Source organism: Saccharopolyspora sp. NFXS83 (assembly GCF_026241095.1).
Lineage (GTDB): Bacteria > Actinomycetota > Actinomycetes > Mycobacteriales > Pseudonocardiaceae > Saccharopolyspora_C.
In genome coordinates this window covers 352,302-369,394 of the sequence record NZ_JAPFGB010000002.1, presented here as the reverse complement: position 1 = coordinate 369,394, position 17,093 = coordinate 352,302, and the positions used below count along the sequence as shown (strand labels likewise).

Annotated in this window: 13 protein-coding genes; 7 read left to right on the top strand and 6 right to left on the bottom strand. The window is 72.0% G+C overall.

The features are described 5' to 3' along the window. Nucleotides 1-202: 202 nt before the first annotated feature. Complete coding sequence (locus OOZ19_RS03930) at nt 203-895, top strand: lysophospholipid acyltransferase family protein (protein ID WP_266088337.1); 693 nt, start codon at nt 203-205, stop codon at nt 893-895. Here the strand turns inward: OOZ19_RS03930 and OOZ19_RS03925 are convergent. Beyond that, nucleotides 846-2,402 (bottom strand): hypothetical protein, encoded by a 1,557-nt coding sequence (locus tag OOZ19_RS03925; RefSeq protein WP_266088319.1) that lies wholly within the window; start codon nt 2,400-2,402, stop codon nt 846-848. The genes OOZ19_RS03930 and OOZ19_RS03925 overlap by 50 nt on opposite strands. Nucleotides 2,403-2,528: 126 nt before the next feature. Then, nucleotides 2,529-3,416 (bottom strand): esterase/lipase family protein, encoded by an 888-nt coding sequence (locus OOZ19_RS03920; RefSeq protein WP_266088317.1) that lies wholly within the window; start codon nt 3,414-3,416, stop codon nt 2,529-2,531. A 249-nt stretch (nt 3,417-3,665) separates the two neighbouring features. On the opposite strand from OOZ19_RS03920, the gene OOZ19_RS03915 reads away from it, so the two are divergent. The 3 genes from OOZ19_RS03915 to OOZ19_RS03905 all read left to right on the top strand — a co-directional run bounded on the left by OOZ19_RS03915 (nt 3,666) and on the right by OOZ19_RS03905 (nt 8,601). Further along, nucleotides 3,666-4,412 (top strand): class I SAM-dependent methyltransferase, encoded by a 747-nt coding sequence (locus OOZ19_RS03915; protein WP_266088315.1) that lies wholly within the window; start codon nt 3,666-3,668, stop codon nt 4,410-4,412. A gap of 152 nt (nt 4,413-4,564) precedes the next feature. Further along, complete coding sequence (locus OOZ19_RS03910) at nt 4,565-4,948, top strand: hypothetical protein (protein ID WP_266088313.1); 384 nt, start codon at nt 4,565-4,567, stop codon at nt 4,946-4,948. After that, nucleotides 4,945-8,601 (top strand): caspase, EACC1-associated type, encoded by a 3,657-nt coding sequence (locus tag OOZ19_RS03905; protein ID WP_266088311.1) that lies wholly within the window; start codon nt 4,945-4,947, stop codon nt 8,599-8,601. The genes OOZ19_RS03910 and OOZ19_RS03905 overlap by 4 nt, the downstream gene beginning before the upstream one ends. 266 nt (nt 8,602-8,867) lie before the next feature. Here OOZ19_RS03905 and OOZ19_RS03900 read toward each other — a convergent pair whose 3' ends face one another. Continuing rightward, nucleotides 8,868-10,118: an FAD-dependent monooxygenase gene (locus OOZ19_RS03900; RefSeq protein WP_266088309.1), complete on the bottom strand. Its 1,251-nt coding sequence runs from the start codon at nt 10,116-10,118 to the stop codon at nt 8,868-8,870. Nucleotides 10,119-10,253: 135 nt separating this feature from the next. On the opposite strand from OOZ19_RS03900, the gene OOZ19_RS03895 reads away from it, so the two are divergent. Next, nucleotides 10,254-11,189: a LysR family transcriptional regulator gene (locus tag OOZ19_RS03895; RefSeq protein ID WP_266088307.1), complete on the top strand. Its 936-nt coding sequence runs from the start codon at nt 10,254-10,256 to the stop codon at nt 11,187-11,189. A gap of 573 nt (nt 11,190-11,762) precedes the next feature. After that, nucleotides 11,763-12,524 carry a sulfite exporter TauE/SafE family protein gene (locus OOZ19_RS03890; protein WP_266088305.1) on the top strand — a complete coding sequence of 254 codons (762 nt, stop codon included), beginning with the start codon at nt 11,763-11,765 and terminating at the stop codon, nt 12,522-12,524. Nucleotides 12,525-12,571: 47 nt separating this feature from the next. Here the strand turns inward: OOZ19_RS03890 and OOZ19_RS03885 are convergent, their stop codons facing one another. From OOZ19_RS03885 to OOZ19_RS03875, 3 genes are all read right to left on the bottom strand, one after another. Then, nucleotides 12,572-13,159 (bottom strand): DUF305 domain-containing protein, encoded by a 588-nt coding sequence (locus tag OOZ19_RS03885; protein ID WP_266088303.1) that lies wholly within the window; start codon nt 13,157-13,159, stop codon nt 12,572-12,574. 67 nt (nt 13,160-13,226) lie between these two features. Next, nucleotides 13,227-13,628 (bottom strand): hypothetical protein, encoded by a 402-nt coding sequence (locus OOZ19_RS03880; protein WP_266088301.1) that lies wholly within the window; start codon nt 13,626-13,628, stop codon nt 13,227-13,229. A 391-nt stretch (nt 13,629-14,019) separates the two neighbouring features. Then, nucleotides 14,020-16,359, bottom strand: a complete 2,340-nt coding sequence (locus OOZ19_RS03875) for a transketolase-like TK C-terminal-containing protein (RefSeq protein WP_266088299.1) — start codon at nt 16,357-16,359, stop codon at nt 14,020-14,022. A 154-nt stretch (nt 16,360-16,513) separates the two neighbouring features. Between OOZ19_RS03875 and OOZ19_RS03870 the strand changes: the two genes are divergently transcribed. Beyond that, the gene (locus OOZ19_RS03870; RefSeq protein ID WP_266088297.1) at nt 16,514-16,993 is read left to right on the top strand and encodes an Lrp/AsnC family transcriptional regulator; all 480 of its coding nucleotides are present in this window, start codon (nt 16,514-16,516) and stop codon (nt 16,991-16,993) included. Nucleotides 16,994-17,093: the final 100 nt, after the last annotated feature.

Below are 17,093 nucleotides of genomic sequence, written 5' to 3'. Positions count from 1 at the left end.
GTGAGCGGACCGTTGGTCCAACGGGTTTGGGCGGAGGGGCCGTTCACTTGGGGAGTGTTCGGGGTGAGCGGACCGTTCGTCCAACGGGATTGGGCGGAGGGGCCGTTCACCTGTGGTGGGTGGGGTGACCGGCCGTTGGGGGCGTCGGCTACGAATGGGGGTTGTGCAGAGCGAGGCGAGCGGTCCCCACGTGGCCGGGACGATGCGGTTGACCAGGCGGTTTCCTCGGCGCGGGCGGGGGTTCTGGTTCGGGTTGGCGATCGACGTGCTGTGGCCGGTGCTGGTGCTCAGCTCCCGGTTGCGGTTCCGCGGGAGCCTGCCGGAGCGGGGTGGGGTGCTGGTGGCCTCGAACCACCTGTCGTTCGCCGACCCGATCACGGTGACCGCGTTCTGCCTCGCCGCCGGCCGCGTCCCGCGCTACCTGGCGCGCGACGACCTGTGGCGGATGCCGCTGGTGGGCAGGGTGATGCGTTCCGGCGGCCACATCCCGGTGCACCGCGGCACCGCCCGGGCGCAGGACGCCTACCAGGACGCGGTCGAGGCCGCCGAGGGCGGCGAGTGCGTGCTGTTCTTCCCCGAGGCCACGTTCTCCGACCACCCGGAGCACTGGCCGACGCGCGGCAAGAACGGCATCGCGCGGGTCGCGCTCACCACCGGAGTTCCGGTGATCCCGCTCGCGAACTGGGGCACGCACCACCTGCTGCCGCGCGGTCGGTTGCCGAGGTTGTTCCGCCGCACCCCGATCGACCTCACGGCAGGTCCTGCCGTGCCGCTCGACGACCTCAGGGGAAAGCCGCTCACCGCCGCGGTGCTGCGGGAGGCCACCGATCGGATCATGGCCGCGATCACCACTTTGCTCGCTGAGGCGCGGGCGGAGCACCCGCCGGCGGCGTGAACCGGCCCTCGCGCCTCCCGACCAGCTGGCCGTACAACGCTCGGCGTGCGTTGAGATCGTCGCCGGCGGCGTGCAAGCGGTCCGCCCAGTCGGTTTGCAGCTCGTCGAGGAACTTCTGCCAGTCGCCGCCGTTGCTGAGTTCGGCCAAGGCGACGTAGCGCTGGTTGTCCTTCAGCTTGCCGCCGCCGATCTTGTCCTTCTTGTGGCCGTAGAAGCTGGATTCGGGGTTCGCGGTGGCCTCCGTCGACAGGATGTTGTGCGTGTGGCCGACGGGGCTGGGGCCGCCCGGCCCGACCGTTTCGATGCCGACCTCCAGCGCTCCGTCCCGGTCTCGCCGTGGCGGGGTGAACACCAGCAGCATGTGGCCGTGCCCGTTGTCGGGGAGGATCACGTCGCCGTTGAAGTCGTGACCGCCCATGCCGTCGGCCGCCAGCGGCAGTCCCCACAGCTTGACCCCCTCGGCGCTGTTGAACGGGAACACGTTGCGCAACGACGCGGACATGCCGCCCTGTTCCTCGAACTTGTCCCCGTCGATGGACATGTGGTGCGTGGCGAAAGAGCGCTTCTCAGCTTTGTTCGGGTTCTTGCCGTTCTCGGTGACGCCGAGCCAATCCGGGAGGGCGGTGGGGGAGTCCGCTTCACCCAGGGCCGGTATCCGGATGTTGACCCGGCCGCCGTGCGCGAGGGCCCTGGCGACGTCGCCGTCGGTGAAGTCGACGTGCGCTTCCGCATCGGGGTCGTACACCTTCAAACCGTTCTGCAGGATCAGGAAGACGTTGGTGAGGATCGTGTTGGCCCGGGCGTTCTTCCGGTGGGCCTCGGAGTCCGGTACCGAGTCCTCGAACGGCGGGGCGAGGGTGTCGACGAACGCCTCGCGGATCTGCGCGTCGCGTGCCTCGGTGACCGAGTCGCGCTCGTCCTCGGGCACGGCGCCGCCGCGCAGGTCCAGGTGCCTGCCCAGCGTGAAGGCCGGGCTCTTCTCGGTGCGCCCCTTCCGCTCCCGCCATTCGACGGTGGCGATGAGCAGCCGCTTGCCGGGTGCCAGCTTCAGCCAGTCGTAGTACTTCCCCGCGGCGGAGTAGGCGACGGCGTCCTCGTAGCGACCGGTTCCGATCGCGTTGAGCCAGCTCCGGCCCTGCGCCTTGAGGTCCGCGATTTCGGCGTCGCTGAACACCGGCCCGTCGGTCAGCCGCTTCAGCAGGGCGTTCTTGACGGGGATGGCTTCGGCCACGTCGGGAGTCAGCGCGTGGAGACGACCTCCGGGCCGGCTCACGATCGTGCCGCGACCGCTACCGGCGTCCGTTCGCTCGTCCTGCGGGCTGCGCTGGAGCGTGCGGGACACGGCGCGGTTGCCCGCGATGTGCTGCAGGCGCAGGACGTCGGCCGCGGAGGCGATGCCCGGAGCCTGCAGCACATCGCGGGGAGACGAGGGGTTCTCCCGATGCCGGGTGGCGGATCGCGCCGCCTTCGCCGGTTCCTCCGCGTTCCGTTCCCGGTCTGCGCGCATCGGCAGCCCTCCGATCGATCTCACCGACACCCTCGGTCAGCGGGTGCCGCGTCGGAAGGTCCGAACGGGCAGGATTCGGGGCAGCGGAGTGCGGCGTGGCTCCCGGATGGGCCACGCCGCGGTCGCTCACCAGTCGCCGTCGTCGTGCACGGCGTGGAAGGCGGTCTCCACCGGGGCCCAGCCCTGGGCGGTGTCGTGCGACTGGCCGTCGCTCGCGTGCCAGTACCGCAGGTCGTGATCACCGCTGGTGATGGTGCGGATCCCGGAGTGCGTCACCGCGGGGGAATTGCCCGCGAGGTACCGGAACTTGTGGTCGGCGTGGTGGCCCTCGTCGATCGCCGAGTCACCGGAGACGGTGCCGTCCTGGTCGGAGCTCGCGAAGCTCCAGTCGGTGCCGTCGGCCCAGCTCTCGCTGAGCCGGTTCTCCGGCGCGTGCAGCACCTTCATGAACTCCGAGTCCGGGTGCATGGAGCGCCACTGGGCGTCGGTCGGGCAGTCGGTCCCGCACTTCACGCCCTGGTGCGGGGTGCCGAGGGTGACGACGTCGCCGACCTTGAGCTTCGCCTTCGGGAACCCTTCCCAGCCCTGCGCGGAGCCGAGCAGCGCGACGCGGGTGACGAGGCCGCCCATCGAGTGCGCGACGACGTCGATCGACTCGCCCTTGCTGGTGTGCTGGTCGTAGATCTGGTGCGCGAACTTCGCCGCGATGTCCTTGATGCGGGTGCCGTTGGTGGCGGAGGCGACGTCGGTGTCGCACGCGGTGTCGCCCTCGTAGTAGCCGACGGTCTTGAGCGATCCCTTGTTCCAGCCCTTCTCGCTGAAGTGCTTGATCGCGTCGCCCCAGGCGTCCTCGCAGTTCCGCGCGCCGTCGCCGTCGTAGCCGTGCACGAAGTACACGGGGTTGCTCGCTCCTGCCAGCGGCGCCGGAACGTCCTGCCCGGCGGCGTGGGCGGGCGCCCCCAGCGCGACCGTCGTGAGCGCGGCCAGCGCGGCCACGGTTCGTCGAGTGCTCATGTCGTCCCCAGTTCTCATCGCACCGCCGTTCCCGGCGGAGTCGGCCGTGCACGTTACCGGCCCGCTCCCTGGGACTCGGGAACCGCGGTTCGGGTTCCACCGGAGTCGCGGCGGCTCGCGGTTCACCGGGTGAGGCGGCGCACCGCTCGCGGCCGAGGGGGTGTGACCTGCGTCGAGCGGGGGAGGCGCTGTTGCACATGACTGGCGAGAGCGTTCAGGCTGGCGGGACCCGGCGAAAGGAACCAGCTCGTGACCGACCGTGCGATCGAAGCCGTCCGCGACAACTGGACGGCGCGGGCCGCGGCCTACAACGACTTCTACGAGCGCTACGCGCAGGACAAGCGCGAGGCGTGGCGGGCGGTCTGCGACAAGGCGCTGCACGCGGCGTTCCCGGAGCGGGTGGACCCGCTGCGGGTGCTCGACGTGGGGACCGGCACCGGATTCCTGAGCACGCTGCTCGCGGAGCTCGGGCACGAGGTCACGGCCGTCGACCCCTCCCCCGCGATGCTGGGCTACGCGCGGGAGGAGGCGCGGCGGCGCGGCGTCGAGATCGACTTCGCCGGTCACGGCGGCCACGACGTGCGCGACGTGGCGGGGGCGGGAGGTTTCGACCTGGTCAGCGCACGCTACGTGCTGTGGACGCTGCCGGACCCGGTGCGGGCGTTGCGGGCGTGGCGGGACGTGCTGGCGCCGGGTGGGGCGCTGCTGCTCGCCGACGGCGTGTGGCACACCTGGGGCCTCGACGCCCGCCGCGTGCTGGCTTCGCTGCGGCCCGGCGCGGATCACGGCTATTTGGCGAAGATCGTGCGCGACTACGCGAAGATCGGCCGGGCCACTCCGAACTGGGCCGGGCTCACCGCGGCCAAGGCGGAGAATCTGCTGCGGTCCGCGGGATTCGAACCCGGTGATCGGGTGGATCATTTGTTGCCGGAAAACGCCCACCCGTCCAGCGCGGCGTTCCACCTGCGCACCGCACGTCCCCGGATGGAGCATTGATCCCGCACTAGTGCGGGATTTCCCCGCGCGCAGTTCTGAGATCATCTCAGTTCTGCGCTGTCGGGGTGCGATCTCCACGAATCGGCCCGAATTCGCCGCGGAATCTTCTAGGCTCTGCGGCGATCTGGGCGAATTCAGCTGGAGAGGGCGGTATGGCGGACGGCTCGACGGTCTTCTGGATCAGGGTGGCGGCAGCGGACGACCCGATGCGCGAAGAGCGTCTGGTGCGTTCGCTGCGCGACGACCTCCGCGATTCGCTGGGAGTGCAGGTCTCCCTCGTGGCCGAGCAGGAACCGCACGGCGGCGGGTACAAGGGCGGGACTGCCACCGACCTGCTGCTGTGGGCATCGCTGGGAGCGGCCGGCTCGGCGAGCGCCTCGATGCTGCTGTCCTCGATCAGCTCCTGGTGCGCTCGCGAGCGCACCCGCCGCGTGGAGCTGACGCTCGGCGGCCGGTCGATGTGCCTGGCCGGGCGCCCGGACGAGTGCGCGGAGCTGGTGAAGTCGCTGCCGCGTGACCTGCGGGGCGAAGCGTGACCCGCCCGCAGCGCCGGCGCGCGCTGCTGATCGGCACCGGCCACCACCGCGACGAGCGCATCGAGGCGCTGCCCTCCAGCCGCACCGACACCGGGCGGCTGCGGCAAGTCCTGGAGCACCGGCAGATCGGCGGATTCCAGCCCGTTCGCGTCGTGCACGACCCGACCGCCGACGACATGCGCGCGGAGATCGCCGGGTTCCTGGAGGACTGCGGCCCGGACGAGCTCGCGCTGCTCTACATCACCGGCCACGGCGAGCGGATGGTCGCGATCGACGGGGAGTACGTCATCCTCGCGACGGACACGAACCTCGACGACATCGCGGGCACCGGGGTCGGGGCAGGTTTCATCAACGAGCAGCTGGAGGCGTGCCGCTCGCCGCACAAGGTCGCGATCCTGGATTCCTGCGCCAGCGGCGGATTCGCGCTCGGTTTCGAGACGAAGCACAAGCCGCTGAAGAACACCCGGTCCGCCCGGAAGCGGCCGTCGCCGCTGACCAGCCGCGGCGTGTACGTGATCGGTTCCGCACGCGCCCGCGAACCAGCCGTGGCGGGCGCGGACGGGGAACCGTCGGCGTTCACGGGGCGGCTGGTGGAGGCGTTGCGCACCGGCAAGGTCGGTCACGACGGCAGTGGAGTGGTCACCGTCGCCGACCTCTTCGGCTACGTCAACCAGCGGATGCGCGAGGACGGCGGCCAGGTCCCGGTGAGCTCCTCGATCGGCGTCGACGACCGCATCGTGCTGGCGCGTTGCCCCCGAGGAGCGGCACCGGTGCTGGAACCGCTCGCCGCGCAGCCTGCGGGCCCCACCGCCGAAGGCCCGGCGCCGGCCCCGCCGAAGGCGGCACCGGGCCGGGAGGCGCTGCTCGACTACCACCGCCGATGCCTGCTGGCCGCAGCCCCGGAGACGGGGCTCATCCCGGTCCGCGCCGAAGGCGAGCAGTACGCGATGCTGCCCGGCCAGGAGCGGTTCCTGTGCGGTGAGCTCGACGACGATGGCTGCGCGCCCGTCCCGCCGGAGGCCGAGAAGTTCCTCGACGAAGCCGAACGGCAGGGCGCCGAGTTGTGGGCGGGATATCCGGCGGTCGTGCTGCACGACCGCCGCCGCGGCTCCGGCCCGGAGTTCGCGCCGTTGCTGGTGCGACGGGTCGAACTCGTCGACACCGGGACCGGGGAGCGGCGGCTGCGTCCCGCGGGCCCGGTGCTGCCGCATCCGGGACTGGCGAAGAAGAAGCTCGGCACCGAAGAGGCCGAAGTGCTCGCGGAGAGCTTCGAACCGAACTGGCAGGGCGGGCAGCGCCCGCGGATGGCCGCCGACGTGCTGGCGCTGCTGCGGGAGACCTACCGGTGGCAGAACAACGCCGAACTGGTGCCGGACTCGCTCGACGAGGCATTGGACGACCGGTCGCCGGGGGAGGGCGCGCGCAACGCGGCGGTGCTGCTGGCGGTGCCGCAAGGCGGCAAGGCCGACGCCGGAGTGCTCAAGGACCTCGCGGCCATCGCGGAACAGCCGGGCAGGATCCGGGACACCGCGCTCGGCGCGCTGCTCGACGGCGACACCGCCGCGGCCGTGGAGCAGCCGCGGGTCGTCGCGCCGTGGTCGTTGAACGACCGGCAGCGGGAAGCGCTGCTGGGGGCGATGACGCGGCGGCTCAGCACCGTCACCGGCCCGCCCGGCACCGGCAAGAGCCAGCTCGTCGCGAACATCGTCGCCACCGCCGTCGCCGACGGGCAGCGGGTGCTGGTGGCGTCGACGAACAACAAGGCCGTCGACGAGGTGTGGCACCGCTGCGAGCAGGTGCAGCCTGGCGCGCTGGTGCGCACCGGTTCCCGCGCGAACCGGGAGCGGGAAGCGGATTCGTTGCGCCTGCTCGCCGCCGACGGACCGGAGGAACCGGGGCGCGCGGCGGCCATCGCCGAACTCGCCGCAGCCGACCGGCAGGCCACCCGAGCCCGCCGGGACCTCGGCGCCATCGGCCGCATCGACGGCGAACTGCGGGCGGCGGGCGCCACCCGGCACGAAGCGGCGGAGGCGCTCGGCCGCACCGAGGCGGAACTGGTGGAGCTGCTGGGGCAGCGGCCTCGGCGGTGGGCGCGGCGGGCGACCGCCGCGGCGACCGCGTGGGTGTTCGCGGGGTGGCGGCGTTCCCTCGTGGTACGCGCGATGCGCATCGATCCGCACGACTGCGCCGATTCCGAGCCCGCCGCGATCTGCCGCCGGGTCGCCGAGTTCGCCGAGGCCGAACAGGTGTGGCGAGACCGGCGGGCGCTGCTGCGGGGCCGTCCGGACGACCAGCGGCTCGCCGAGTCGCTGCGGGCGGCGGCGGACTCGGCGCGGGAAGCATCCGCGACGGTGCTGCGCACCGCGGTGCGCGACACCGCGCTCGAAGGACGCCGCGCGATCCGCGCCCTGCTGGAGCGGCAAGGTTCCTTCGACCGCCCGGAGATGCAGGCCGTGCTGGAGCACGTGCGGGGCTGGGCGGTCACCTGCCAGTCCGCGAACCGCTTCCCGCTGAAACCCGGCCTGTTCGACCTGGTCGTCATCGACGAGGCGAGCCAGTGCGGCATCGCGCCGGTGCTGCCGCTGCTGTTCCGGGCGCGGCGGGCGGTGGTGATCGGGGACGTCATGCAGCTCAAGCACATCGCGAAGCTCGATCCGCCCGTGGAAGCCGGTGTCCGCCGCGAAGTCGGGGTCCGGGCGGACTGGCTGGAACGCCGGTCGCTGACGTTCGTGCGGCACTCCGCGTTCCACGCCGCCGAACGCGCCACCGGCGGCGCGCTGCTGCTCGACGAGCACTACCGCTGCCACCCGCGCATCGCGGACACGGCCAACCGGCTGTTCTACGACGGGGAGCTGGCGGTGCTCACCGACGTCCGCGGCAGGCCCGCGATGGAGCGACCGGCCCTGGAGTGGCACCACGTCCCCGGCCGCGCGGCCACCCCGGAAGCGGGCGGTACGTGGCAGAACGCGGAAGAGGCCGCCGCCGTGGTGCGGATCGTGGCGACGTTGCGGCGCTCGCTGCCGGAGGACGCCACGATCGGCGTGGTGACGCCGTTCCGCCCGCAGCAGCGGCTGCTGGACCGGCGGCTGGCCGGGGACCCGCGGATCAAGGTGGACACCGTGCACGCGTTCCAGGGCGGCGAGTGCGACGTGATCGTGTTCTCGCCGGTCGCGGCTCCGGGCATCGAGGAGAAATCGGTGCGGTGGCTGGAGAAGCAGCGCAACCTGTGGAACGTCGCGATCACCCGCGCCCGCTCGCAGCTGATCGTGGCCGGGCACGTCGAGTACTGGAGCGCCCGCGCCGGAGTCGGCGGCGAACTCGCCGCCGCGGCGCGCCGCGGGCACGCCACCCAGGACCCGGACGAGCACCAGCAGCGCCTGTACGACCTCGTGCCCGGCGCCGCGGTGCAGCTGAACCAGGTGCTCAACGGGCATCGCGTGGACGCGTCGGTGTCGCACGGCGGGGTTCCGCTGTCGGTGCTGCTCGACCGCGGCCCAGCCGCGGGCGTCGATCCCGGTGAGCACCTGCACCGGATGCTGCGCAAGCGGGACCTGCTCGATCCGGAGCGGGGAGTGCGTTCGGCGGTGCGCGTGCCCGTGTGGCGCCTCTACGAACGGGACGACACCGAGGAGGCCCTCGCGTTCTCGGGGTGAGCCGCGTCGGTGGAACATCGCAGCCCGCCTGTGAACGTGTCGTTTTCAGGTGAGCAACGTTCTCGTCCTGCGCCTTGTCAGCGGCGGAGCCGTTGAGCGGCGACCAGCCCGAGCAAGTCGACCACCGGCGGGTTCTCAGCGGATTCCTCGGGAGGACAGCGTTTTTCCTCGTGGCGGAGGCACTGGGAGAAATGATCCCGCAGCGAGGAAGCCGCAGAGAACCCGCCACCCGACCCGCTGCGCAGACCGAGTTCGCGGACGGGCTCTCAGCGGGATTCCTTGCCGTGCAGGGCTTCCAACGCCGCGCCGACGATGTCGACGGCCTTGCCGGCCTCCGCCGCGTCCATGTTCGGCATCAGCCGTTCCACCAGGCGCCTGCCGAGCCGGGTCCTGACCAGCTTCGGCACCATCCGGCGCAGCCGGATCTCCCACCGGCCGTCCATCACGAAGATCTTGCGCTGCGCGGGAGCGCTGGCCTGGTAACCGTCGATGTAGGGCCGCAGCACCCGTTCCCACTCGCCGAGCGCGGTGTCCAGATCGCCGGGGTGCCGTTCGAGCGCGGCGGGGAGCACGTCCGCTCCGGCGAGTCCCGCCGAGACGCCCATCCCCGCGTAGAGGGTGACGCACCAGGCCGCGTCCCCGATGAGCACGACGCGACCCCGGTGCCACGCGTCCAGGTGCACTTCCTCGACGGAGTCGAACAGCGCTTCGTCGCTGTTCTCCAGCGCGGTGACGACATCGTCGAGCATCGCGCCCAGCGGCTCCGGCCCGAACGCGGCCCGCACGCTCTCGGCCGGTGGCCGGGTGAATTCGGCGTCCACGTCGTCGGTTCGGTAGGACAGCAGGATGGTCGGGGGGTGATCGGAGAACGCGAACACCCACAACGACCGGCCCGGTTCGAGCAGGGTGGCGCCCTGACCCTCCTCCAAGCCCGGCGGGGTGCCGGGGTGCTGGAACGCCGCGATCATGTGGTGCTGCCGCTTCAGGTGGTCGGCGTGCGGGCCGAAGACGAGCGAGCGGACCGTGGAGCGCACCCCGTCCGCCCCGACGACCAGGTCGAACCGTTCGCGGGTCGAGGTGCTCGAGGCGGTGTCGAGCAACGTCACGTCGACCCCGTCGTCGTCCTGCTCGATGGCGGTCGGCACGGTCGAGTAGCGGATCTCCACGTCGGATTGGAGCCTCGCGAACACGGCCCGTTCGACGTCGCCGCGCGTCATCAGCCATGGTCTGCCGGGGATGTCGCTGAACGACAGCCCGGAGCGCCGGCGGTTGCGGCGATCGATGTCGAGGTGCTGCTTCGTCGCGGAGCGGTCGTGCAGGGAACCGAGGACGCCCAGCCGTTCGGCGGCGGCTGCCCCCGCACCGAACAGCGCGACGAAGTAGCCGCCTGATCGCCGTGCCGCGGCCCGTTCGACGAGAACGGGCCGCCATCCCGCGTCGCGCAACCGCGCGGCGGTGGCGATTCCGCTGACGCCCATTCCGACGACGAGGACCCGTTCCGCGCGCGTGTCGTCCATGACGTCGACGGTACTGGCAGACCCCGACGACGATCCTGCTGTTCGCAGCTCTATCCGAGTGATCTTCGGTGGGGGCTCGGCGTTCTCCTGGTGGGCGGGGCGCGCCGGGAACGCGCGGTGGGCGAATCTTCGATCGTGCGGTGGAAGGAGCTCGAACACGTCCTGCGCATCACGGTCGCGCTCGGGGCCGGGGACTACCGTGGCCGGATGGAGTTGCGGCAGCTGGACCATTTCCTCGCGGTGGCGCGACAGGGCAGTTTCACCGGCGCGGCCCGCGAAACGCACGTCGTCCAGTCCGCGCTGAGCGCCTCGATCCGCAAGCTGGAGATCGCGCTGGGCGCGCAGTTGTTCGAGCGCACGACCCGCCGGGTGCTGCTGACCGAAGCGGGCCGCGCGCTGCTGCCGGTGGCGCAGCGGATCGCCGCCGACGTCGTCGTCGCGCGGGGCGAGGTGTCCGCCGTCGCGGGCTTGTCCCGCGGTCGCGTCTCGGTCGGCACCATCCAGACCCTCACCGTGGTCGACCTCCCCGCCGAACTGGGCGAATTCCGGCAGCACCACCCCGGTGTGCGCATCTGCGTGCGGGAGGGGATCGCGCCGGAGCTGGTGGACGCCGTCGGTGCCGGTGAGCTGGACCTGGCCTACCTGGCGGGTGATGGGAAGCCGGTGGCGGACCTGGTCGGCTTCCGCGAGTGGAGCCAGCGCATGGTGCTGCTGAGCCATCCGGGACATCGGCTGGCCGACCGGCGCCGGGTGCGGCTGGCCGAATGCGACGGCGAACCGTTCGTGGAGTTCAGCGGCAGCGGATTGCAGGCGCTGATCGAGCGCAGCTGCACCGAGGCCGGCGTCCGGCTCAACCGGGTGTGCGAGGCGACGCACATCCCGCTGCTGGTCGACCTGGTCGCGGCGGGGCTCGGGGTGAGCATCGTGCCCGACGCGATCGCCGAACGATCCGGGCTGCCCCACGCGCGGATCGAGGGGCCGAGCATCACCAGGCCGATCCACCTGGTCGGCCGGTCGCCGGAACCTGCCAACCCGGCGGCTCGGGCGCTGCTCCAGCACCTCCTCGGCTGACCGCCGGGAACGCCGCGCCGGACCAGGCGAGCAGGCCGGTGCCCGCGAGCAGCACGACCAGCGCCGCCAGCGGTGCTCCCGTGACCCCGAGCAGGAGCCCGAGCAGGAGGGCGCGGATTCCGAACCCCCGCAGCAGGTGGGCCACATCGGTGGACGGCATGTCGGCATCCCTCCGAAATTCCGGTCACGGGTGGAAAGGGGCGGATCGCTCACCCAGTATTCGACCGGTTTCGGGCGTGGTCCAACACTTTTCATCGCTGCGATTCAGCTCTGGAATCGATTGATCGAAGTCGTTCAGGAGTGCCGGTTCCGGTCGGCGGAATCGTGGCGGACCGTTCCGCGAGTGCTCGTCCGCTCGACTGGGGTTGAGCGGATGTTCGCAGGTGGATCGGCGTCTATGGGTTCGCGGCGCGGTTCGCGGGGGAGGGGCGGGGCGGTCGCCCGCGCCTTCGGCGAGCAGCTGCGGACATGTCTCCGAAACTGGGAGGGCGGTTCCGGTGAAGTCGCTGCGGCGAGAAACGTCGCATCGGGATGGATTGCTTTTCCGAACATCCGAACCGGATGCTGGGATTCATGTTGCAGACCATCGCCCTGTTGTTCGCCGGTGTCGCGGCCGGCGCGTTGAACGCCGTCGGTGGCGGCGGCAAGTTCATCGCGCTGCCCGCGCTGGTCGCCGCCGGGTTGCCGCCCGTGGCCGCCAACGCGTCGTCGACCGTGGCGCTGCTGCCCGGCGCGCTCGCCGGGGCCTGGGCCTACCGGGGCGACATCGTGCAGGTCGGGGCTCCGCCCAGGGGTGCGTTGACGGCGGCGAGCCTGCTGGGCAGCGCGGTCGGTGCGGCGCTGCTGCTGGTGCTGCCCGCCGCCGCGTTCGACGCGGCGGTGCCGTGGCTGCTCGCGTTCGCCACCGTCGTCCTCGCGTTCGGCCGCTCGCTGTCGCGCCTGCTGACAGCCGCGATCGGGCGGTCGGTCCGGTTGGGCGCGTGGGGTGTCCTGATCGGACAGTTCGTGCTGGCGGGCTACGGCGGCTACTTCGGTGGCGCGGTCGGGATCCTGATGCTGGCGCTGTGGAACGCCGGCCTCGGCATCGACCCGGCGGCCGGGAACTCCGCGCGCATCGTGCAGCTCGCCGCCATCTACGCCACCGCGACCGGGTTCTTCCTGATCGCCTCGGACGTCCTGAACTATCCGGTGCAGGTCGCGGCGGTCCTGGTCGGCGCGGCGACGGGCGGGTACGCCGGGGCGCGCTGGGCGCGCACGCTCCCCGCTCCGGTGCTGCGCGGCACCGTGCTGACCATCGCGGTCGTGATGACCGCCGTCTACTTCGCCAAGGGGTGAGCGGTGATCGTGCGGGGCCCGCGCCGGGCGAGCCCCGCACCTCGCGATCAGCGACGCGCCAGCAGGCCGTTCATCTCCTCGATCTCGGACTGCTGGGCGGTGGTGATGGAGGTCGCCAGCTCCCTCGCCGCCGGGTCGGTGCCCTCGGCGAGTTCGGTCCGGGCCATCTCCACGGCGCCCTGGTGGTGCGCGATCATCAGTTCCAGGAACAGCCGGTCGAACTCGGCACCGCCGCTCGCGGCGAGCGCCGCCAGCTGGTCCGCGGTCATCACTCCCGGCATCCCGCCGTGGTGGTCGTGCCCGCCGCCTCCGGTCGGTGCGCCCCAATTCCGCAGCCATCCGGTGAGGGTGGTGATCTCCGGTCCCTGCGCCGCTTCGATGCGGGCGGCGAGGTCGCGGACCTCGGGGGAACCGGCCCGTTGCGGGGCCAGTCGTGCCATGTCCAGCGCCTGCTGGTGGTGCGGGATCATGCCTTGGGCGAAGGCGATGTCGGCAGGCGCGGCGCCGTGCCGCGCCTCCTGCTCCGCCCCGTGGCTCGCACCGTGCCCTTCGTGGCCGCCCTGCTGCGCGCCGCAGCCCGCGATGAGGGCAGCGGTGAGCACACCGCCGACGGCGGTGGTCCAGATCTTGTTCATGTCTTCCTCGTCCGTCGCTCCAGCGTGGTCCGTCGCGATCGCCCCGAGCGGGCGATCGGGATCCGGATCAGAGCCGGAGCACGCACAGCTCGGCGAGCCTGCGCGGCACGCTCGGTGGCGCCCGCGGCCTGCTGCGAACAGGGACGGCGGCCGAACCCGCCAGGACCGGCACGGGCCGGATCGCGTTGCCCAGCAGGGGAAGCAGCAGCAACGCCAGCCCGGCGAGGATCGCCAGGCACAGGTGCAGCGGATCGTGCGCGGGCATCGACGGAGCACCGGCGACCGCAACCGGGGCGCCGAGGGACGCCGCGGTCATCTCGTGCTCGGCGAGTCCCGCGCCGCTCGCGGCGTGCGCGGTGGACGGGGCTCGATGTGCGGCCGAGTGCGCGGGCACGTGGTGCATCACCACCACGCCCAGCACCAGCAAGATCAGCGGAACCCACCGGAACCACCGCACCGAAAACCCCACGCCCGGCATCTTAGGCGCGACCCGAACGACCCGGTCGCACACCCGCCTCCGCGCACCCCCTGCCGCCGAAGCTCACCCACCCCTCGCCACTTTCGCGAGTAGTTGCCGCCCATCAGCGGTCGTCACGATCGGGACGCCGAGCACGGTGCGACGTCCGGGTTCACCGGTGCGGGGTCACGCGGTGGTGGTTCGGTCGTGCCAGCGGGGGCGCCGGCCCGGGTGTCCTGCCGCGAGCTCCCGCCGCGCGGCGACCGGTCCTGCGGAGTTCCTGGCGATCGGTCCTCGCGGCGCTGGAGAAGACCCCCTGGCTGCGAACGCGGCCCGGCGGGTTGAGGTGAACGGCTCGCTCGCCCGGTTCCGCTGGACGAACGGGCCGTTCACCTCGCCGACGTCAAGCGAGCAGGTCGAGGCCCGCGCGGACGATGCTGTCGGTGTCGAGGCCGTGGTGGTGGTACACGTCCTCGGGGGAGCCGGACTGGCCGAAGCCCGTCACACCCAGGGTCGTGCCGGGGACCTGGTTGATGGTGGCGAGGTAGGCCAATGTGTGCGGATGCCCGTCGCAGACCGTCACCAGCGGCGCGGCCCGGTGCGCGGGGAACGCCTGGTCCAAGATCCAGCTCGAACCCTCCTGGCGGCCCTGCCGCGCCCGCAGCGCGCGGAACAGCAGGTCGGGACTGGTCACGCACACCACGTCGGTGTCCACGCCTGCCTGGCCGAGGCGGTCCGCGGCGGCCAGCGCCTCGGTCACCGCCACGCCCATCGCGGCGATGGTCAACTTCGGGTTCTCCGTGCTGCGCAACGGATACGCGCCCGCGACGACCTGGCGCCTGCGGCGTTCGCGGGCCGCCGGATCGGTCGGGACCGCTGCCAGGGTCTGGTCGACCTGCCGCGTCGACAGCCGCAGGTACGCCGAGGAGCCGTCCGGTTTCCCCAGCTGCGCCAGCGAAGCCAGCAGCGCCCATTCCACGTCGAGCGCGAACGCGGGTTCGTAGCTCACGCAGCCCGGCTGCTCCAGGCCGATGGACGGCGTCTTGATCGACTGATGCGCGCCGCCCTCCGGCGCGAGGCTCACCCCGGAGGGCGTGCCGACCAGGATCGACTGCCCGCCCGCGTAGATCCCGAACGACCACGGTTCCAGCGCGCGCTCCACGAACGGGTCGTAGAGCACTCCGATCGGCAGCAGCGGCTCACCCCACCGGCTCCAGGTGGCGCCGAGTTCTCCCAGCAGTCCCACCAGGTTCGTCTCCGCGATGCCGAGTTCGAGGTGCTGGCCGGTGGGTTGTTCGCGCCAGTGCAGGATGGTCTCGGCGTCGTCGGCGAACCAGTCGCGGCGTTGCCGCGAGGACCACACGCCGACCTTGTTCACCCAGCCACCGAGGTTGGTGGTGGAGCTGACGTCCGGGCACACGGTGACGACGCGGCGCGCGGCCTCCGGGGACTGCCGGGTGAGGTCGAGCAGCACCCGGCCCAGCGCGGCCTGCGTGGTCGCGGCACCAGCCGGGGTGCGGCCGATGTCCTGCGGCAACGCGGGAGGCGGCGTGCTGGAGGTGCTCTCCCGCCGCAGCCGCGCCCCCGTCTCGGCGCACAGCCGACCGGCGGCGCCGTCGGCGGCGAACCGCTCCCACGGCCGGTCCACGTCGGCGCCCAGCCTCGGTGCGAGTTCGTCGAACTGCTCCTGGGTGAGCAGCGAGGAGTGGTTCTGCGGGTGGCCTTCGGTGGGCAGGCCGTGGCCCTTCACCGTGTACGCGAAGATCACCGTCGGCCGGTCGTCGTCGATGTCGCCGAACACGTCGCGCAGCGCGCCCAGGTCGTGGCCGCCGAGGTTGCGCGCCGCGTCCAGCAGCGTCGCGTCGTCCAGTTCGGCGAGCAGGCCGGAGATCGCGTCCCGGTCCGCTCCGTCGCCGGGCAGCCGATCGCGGAGCTGGGCGGCGTCGCAGCGCAGCAGCCGCTGGTACTCGGGGTTCGTCATCCCGTCGATGCGGTCGCGCAGCTGCGCGCCGCCGGGCCGGATGAACAGCTCCTCCAGCAGCCGCCCGTACTTGAGCTCCAGGGTCTGCCAGCCCGCGGCGGCGAACATGCCGCGCAGCCGCCCGGCGGCGATGTTCGGCACCACCCGGTCCAGGGACTGCCGGTTGAGGTCGACGATCCAGACCAGTTCGCCGAGTTCGGCCACCGACGGGTCCAGCAGCGCCTCCCACACCGCGCCCTCGTCGAGCTCCGCGTCGCCGACGAGGGAGAACTGGCGCCCGGTGCCGCCGCGTTCGGTGGTGGAGCGCACGTAGCGCCGAGCCAGCGCGCCCCAGATCGGCGCGGTCGCCCCGATGCCGACGGAGCCGGTGGAGTAGTCCACCGGGTCGGGGTCCTTCGAGCGGCTCGGGTAGCTCTGCAGCCCGCCGAACTCGCGCAGCGTCGGCAGGTAGCTCTCGTCGAGCTCGCCGATGAGGTAGTTGATGGCGTGCAGCACGGGGGAGGCGTGGGGTTTCACCGACACCCGGTCGTCCGGGCCGAGCTCGTGGAACCACAACGCCGTCATGATCGACACCATCGAGGCGCAGGACGCCTGGTGCCCGCCGACCTTCAGGCCCGACGGGTTCGGCCGGTTCCGGTTCGCCTCGTGGATGATCGCCGTGGACAGCCACAGGACGCGCCGCTCGATCTCCGCGAGCGCCGCGTCCTCGCGAGCACCTCCGCCGCGCGTCGCGTCCTCGTGGGCGACTGCGTTGTCCACCATCGACCGAATACCTCCCTCACCAGGCGGCCACCGCCACCTTTGAGCACGAATAACGGAAAGCCCATCAACTCGCTGCGTTCTGCACAAGATGGGGGCGCATAATGAAGCAGATTGCCCAGCCCGACCTGTCCGAGCTCGGAAGGAGTTGAGCAGAGTGCCCACTCCGGACTCAGTCGACGCCGTGGACGCCCGCCTGCTGCTGGCGATCACCCGCACGCCCCGCGCCACGATCAGCGCCCTGGCCGAGGAGACCGGGCTGTCGCGCAACACGGTGCAGAGCCGGGTGAGCAGGCTGGAGGAACGCGGCGCCCTGAGCTCGTTCGAGCGCCGCGTCGACCCGCGGGCGCTGGGATATCCGCTGCGGGCGTACGTGACCACCCGCGTCACCCAGTCCCGGCTCACGCCGGTGTCCGACGCGTTGCGCGCGATTCCCGAGGTGCTGGAGGTCTCGGGCATCAGCGGGCACACCGATCTGCTCGTGCAGGTCGTGGCGCGCGACACCGACGACCTGTACCGCATCGCGGGCCAGGTGCTCGCGATCCCCGGCGTGGAGCGCACCGACACCGCGCTGGTCATGAGCGACCTCGTCGACTACCGCCTCACCCCACTGCTGGAACAACGCGCCGACGGGTGACCGGATCGAGGAATCTCCGCGCACAGCGGGGATTTCGCGTGGTTCGGCTCCGAAGGGTCCCGAGTTGGGGGCGGGTGGCCGCCTCGTCTTGTGGACAGGA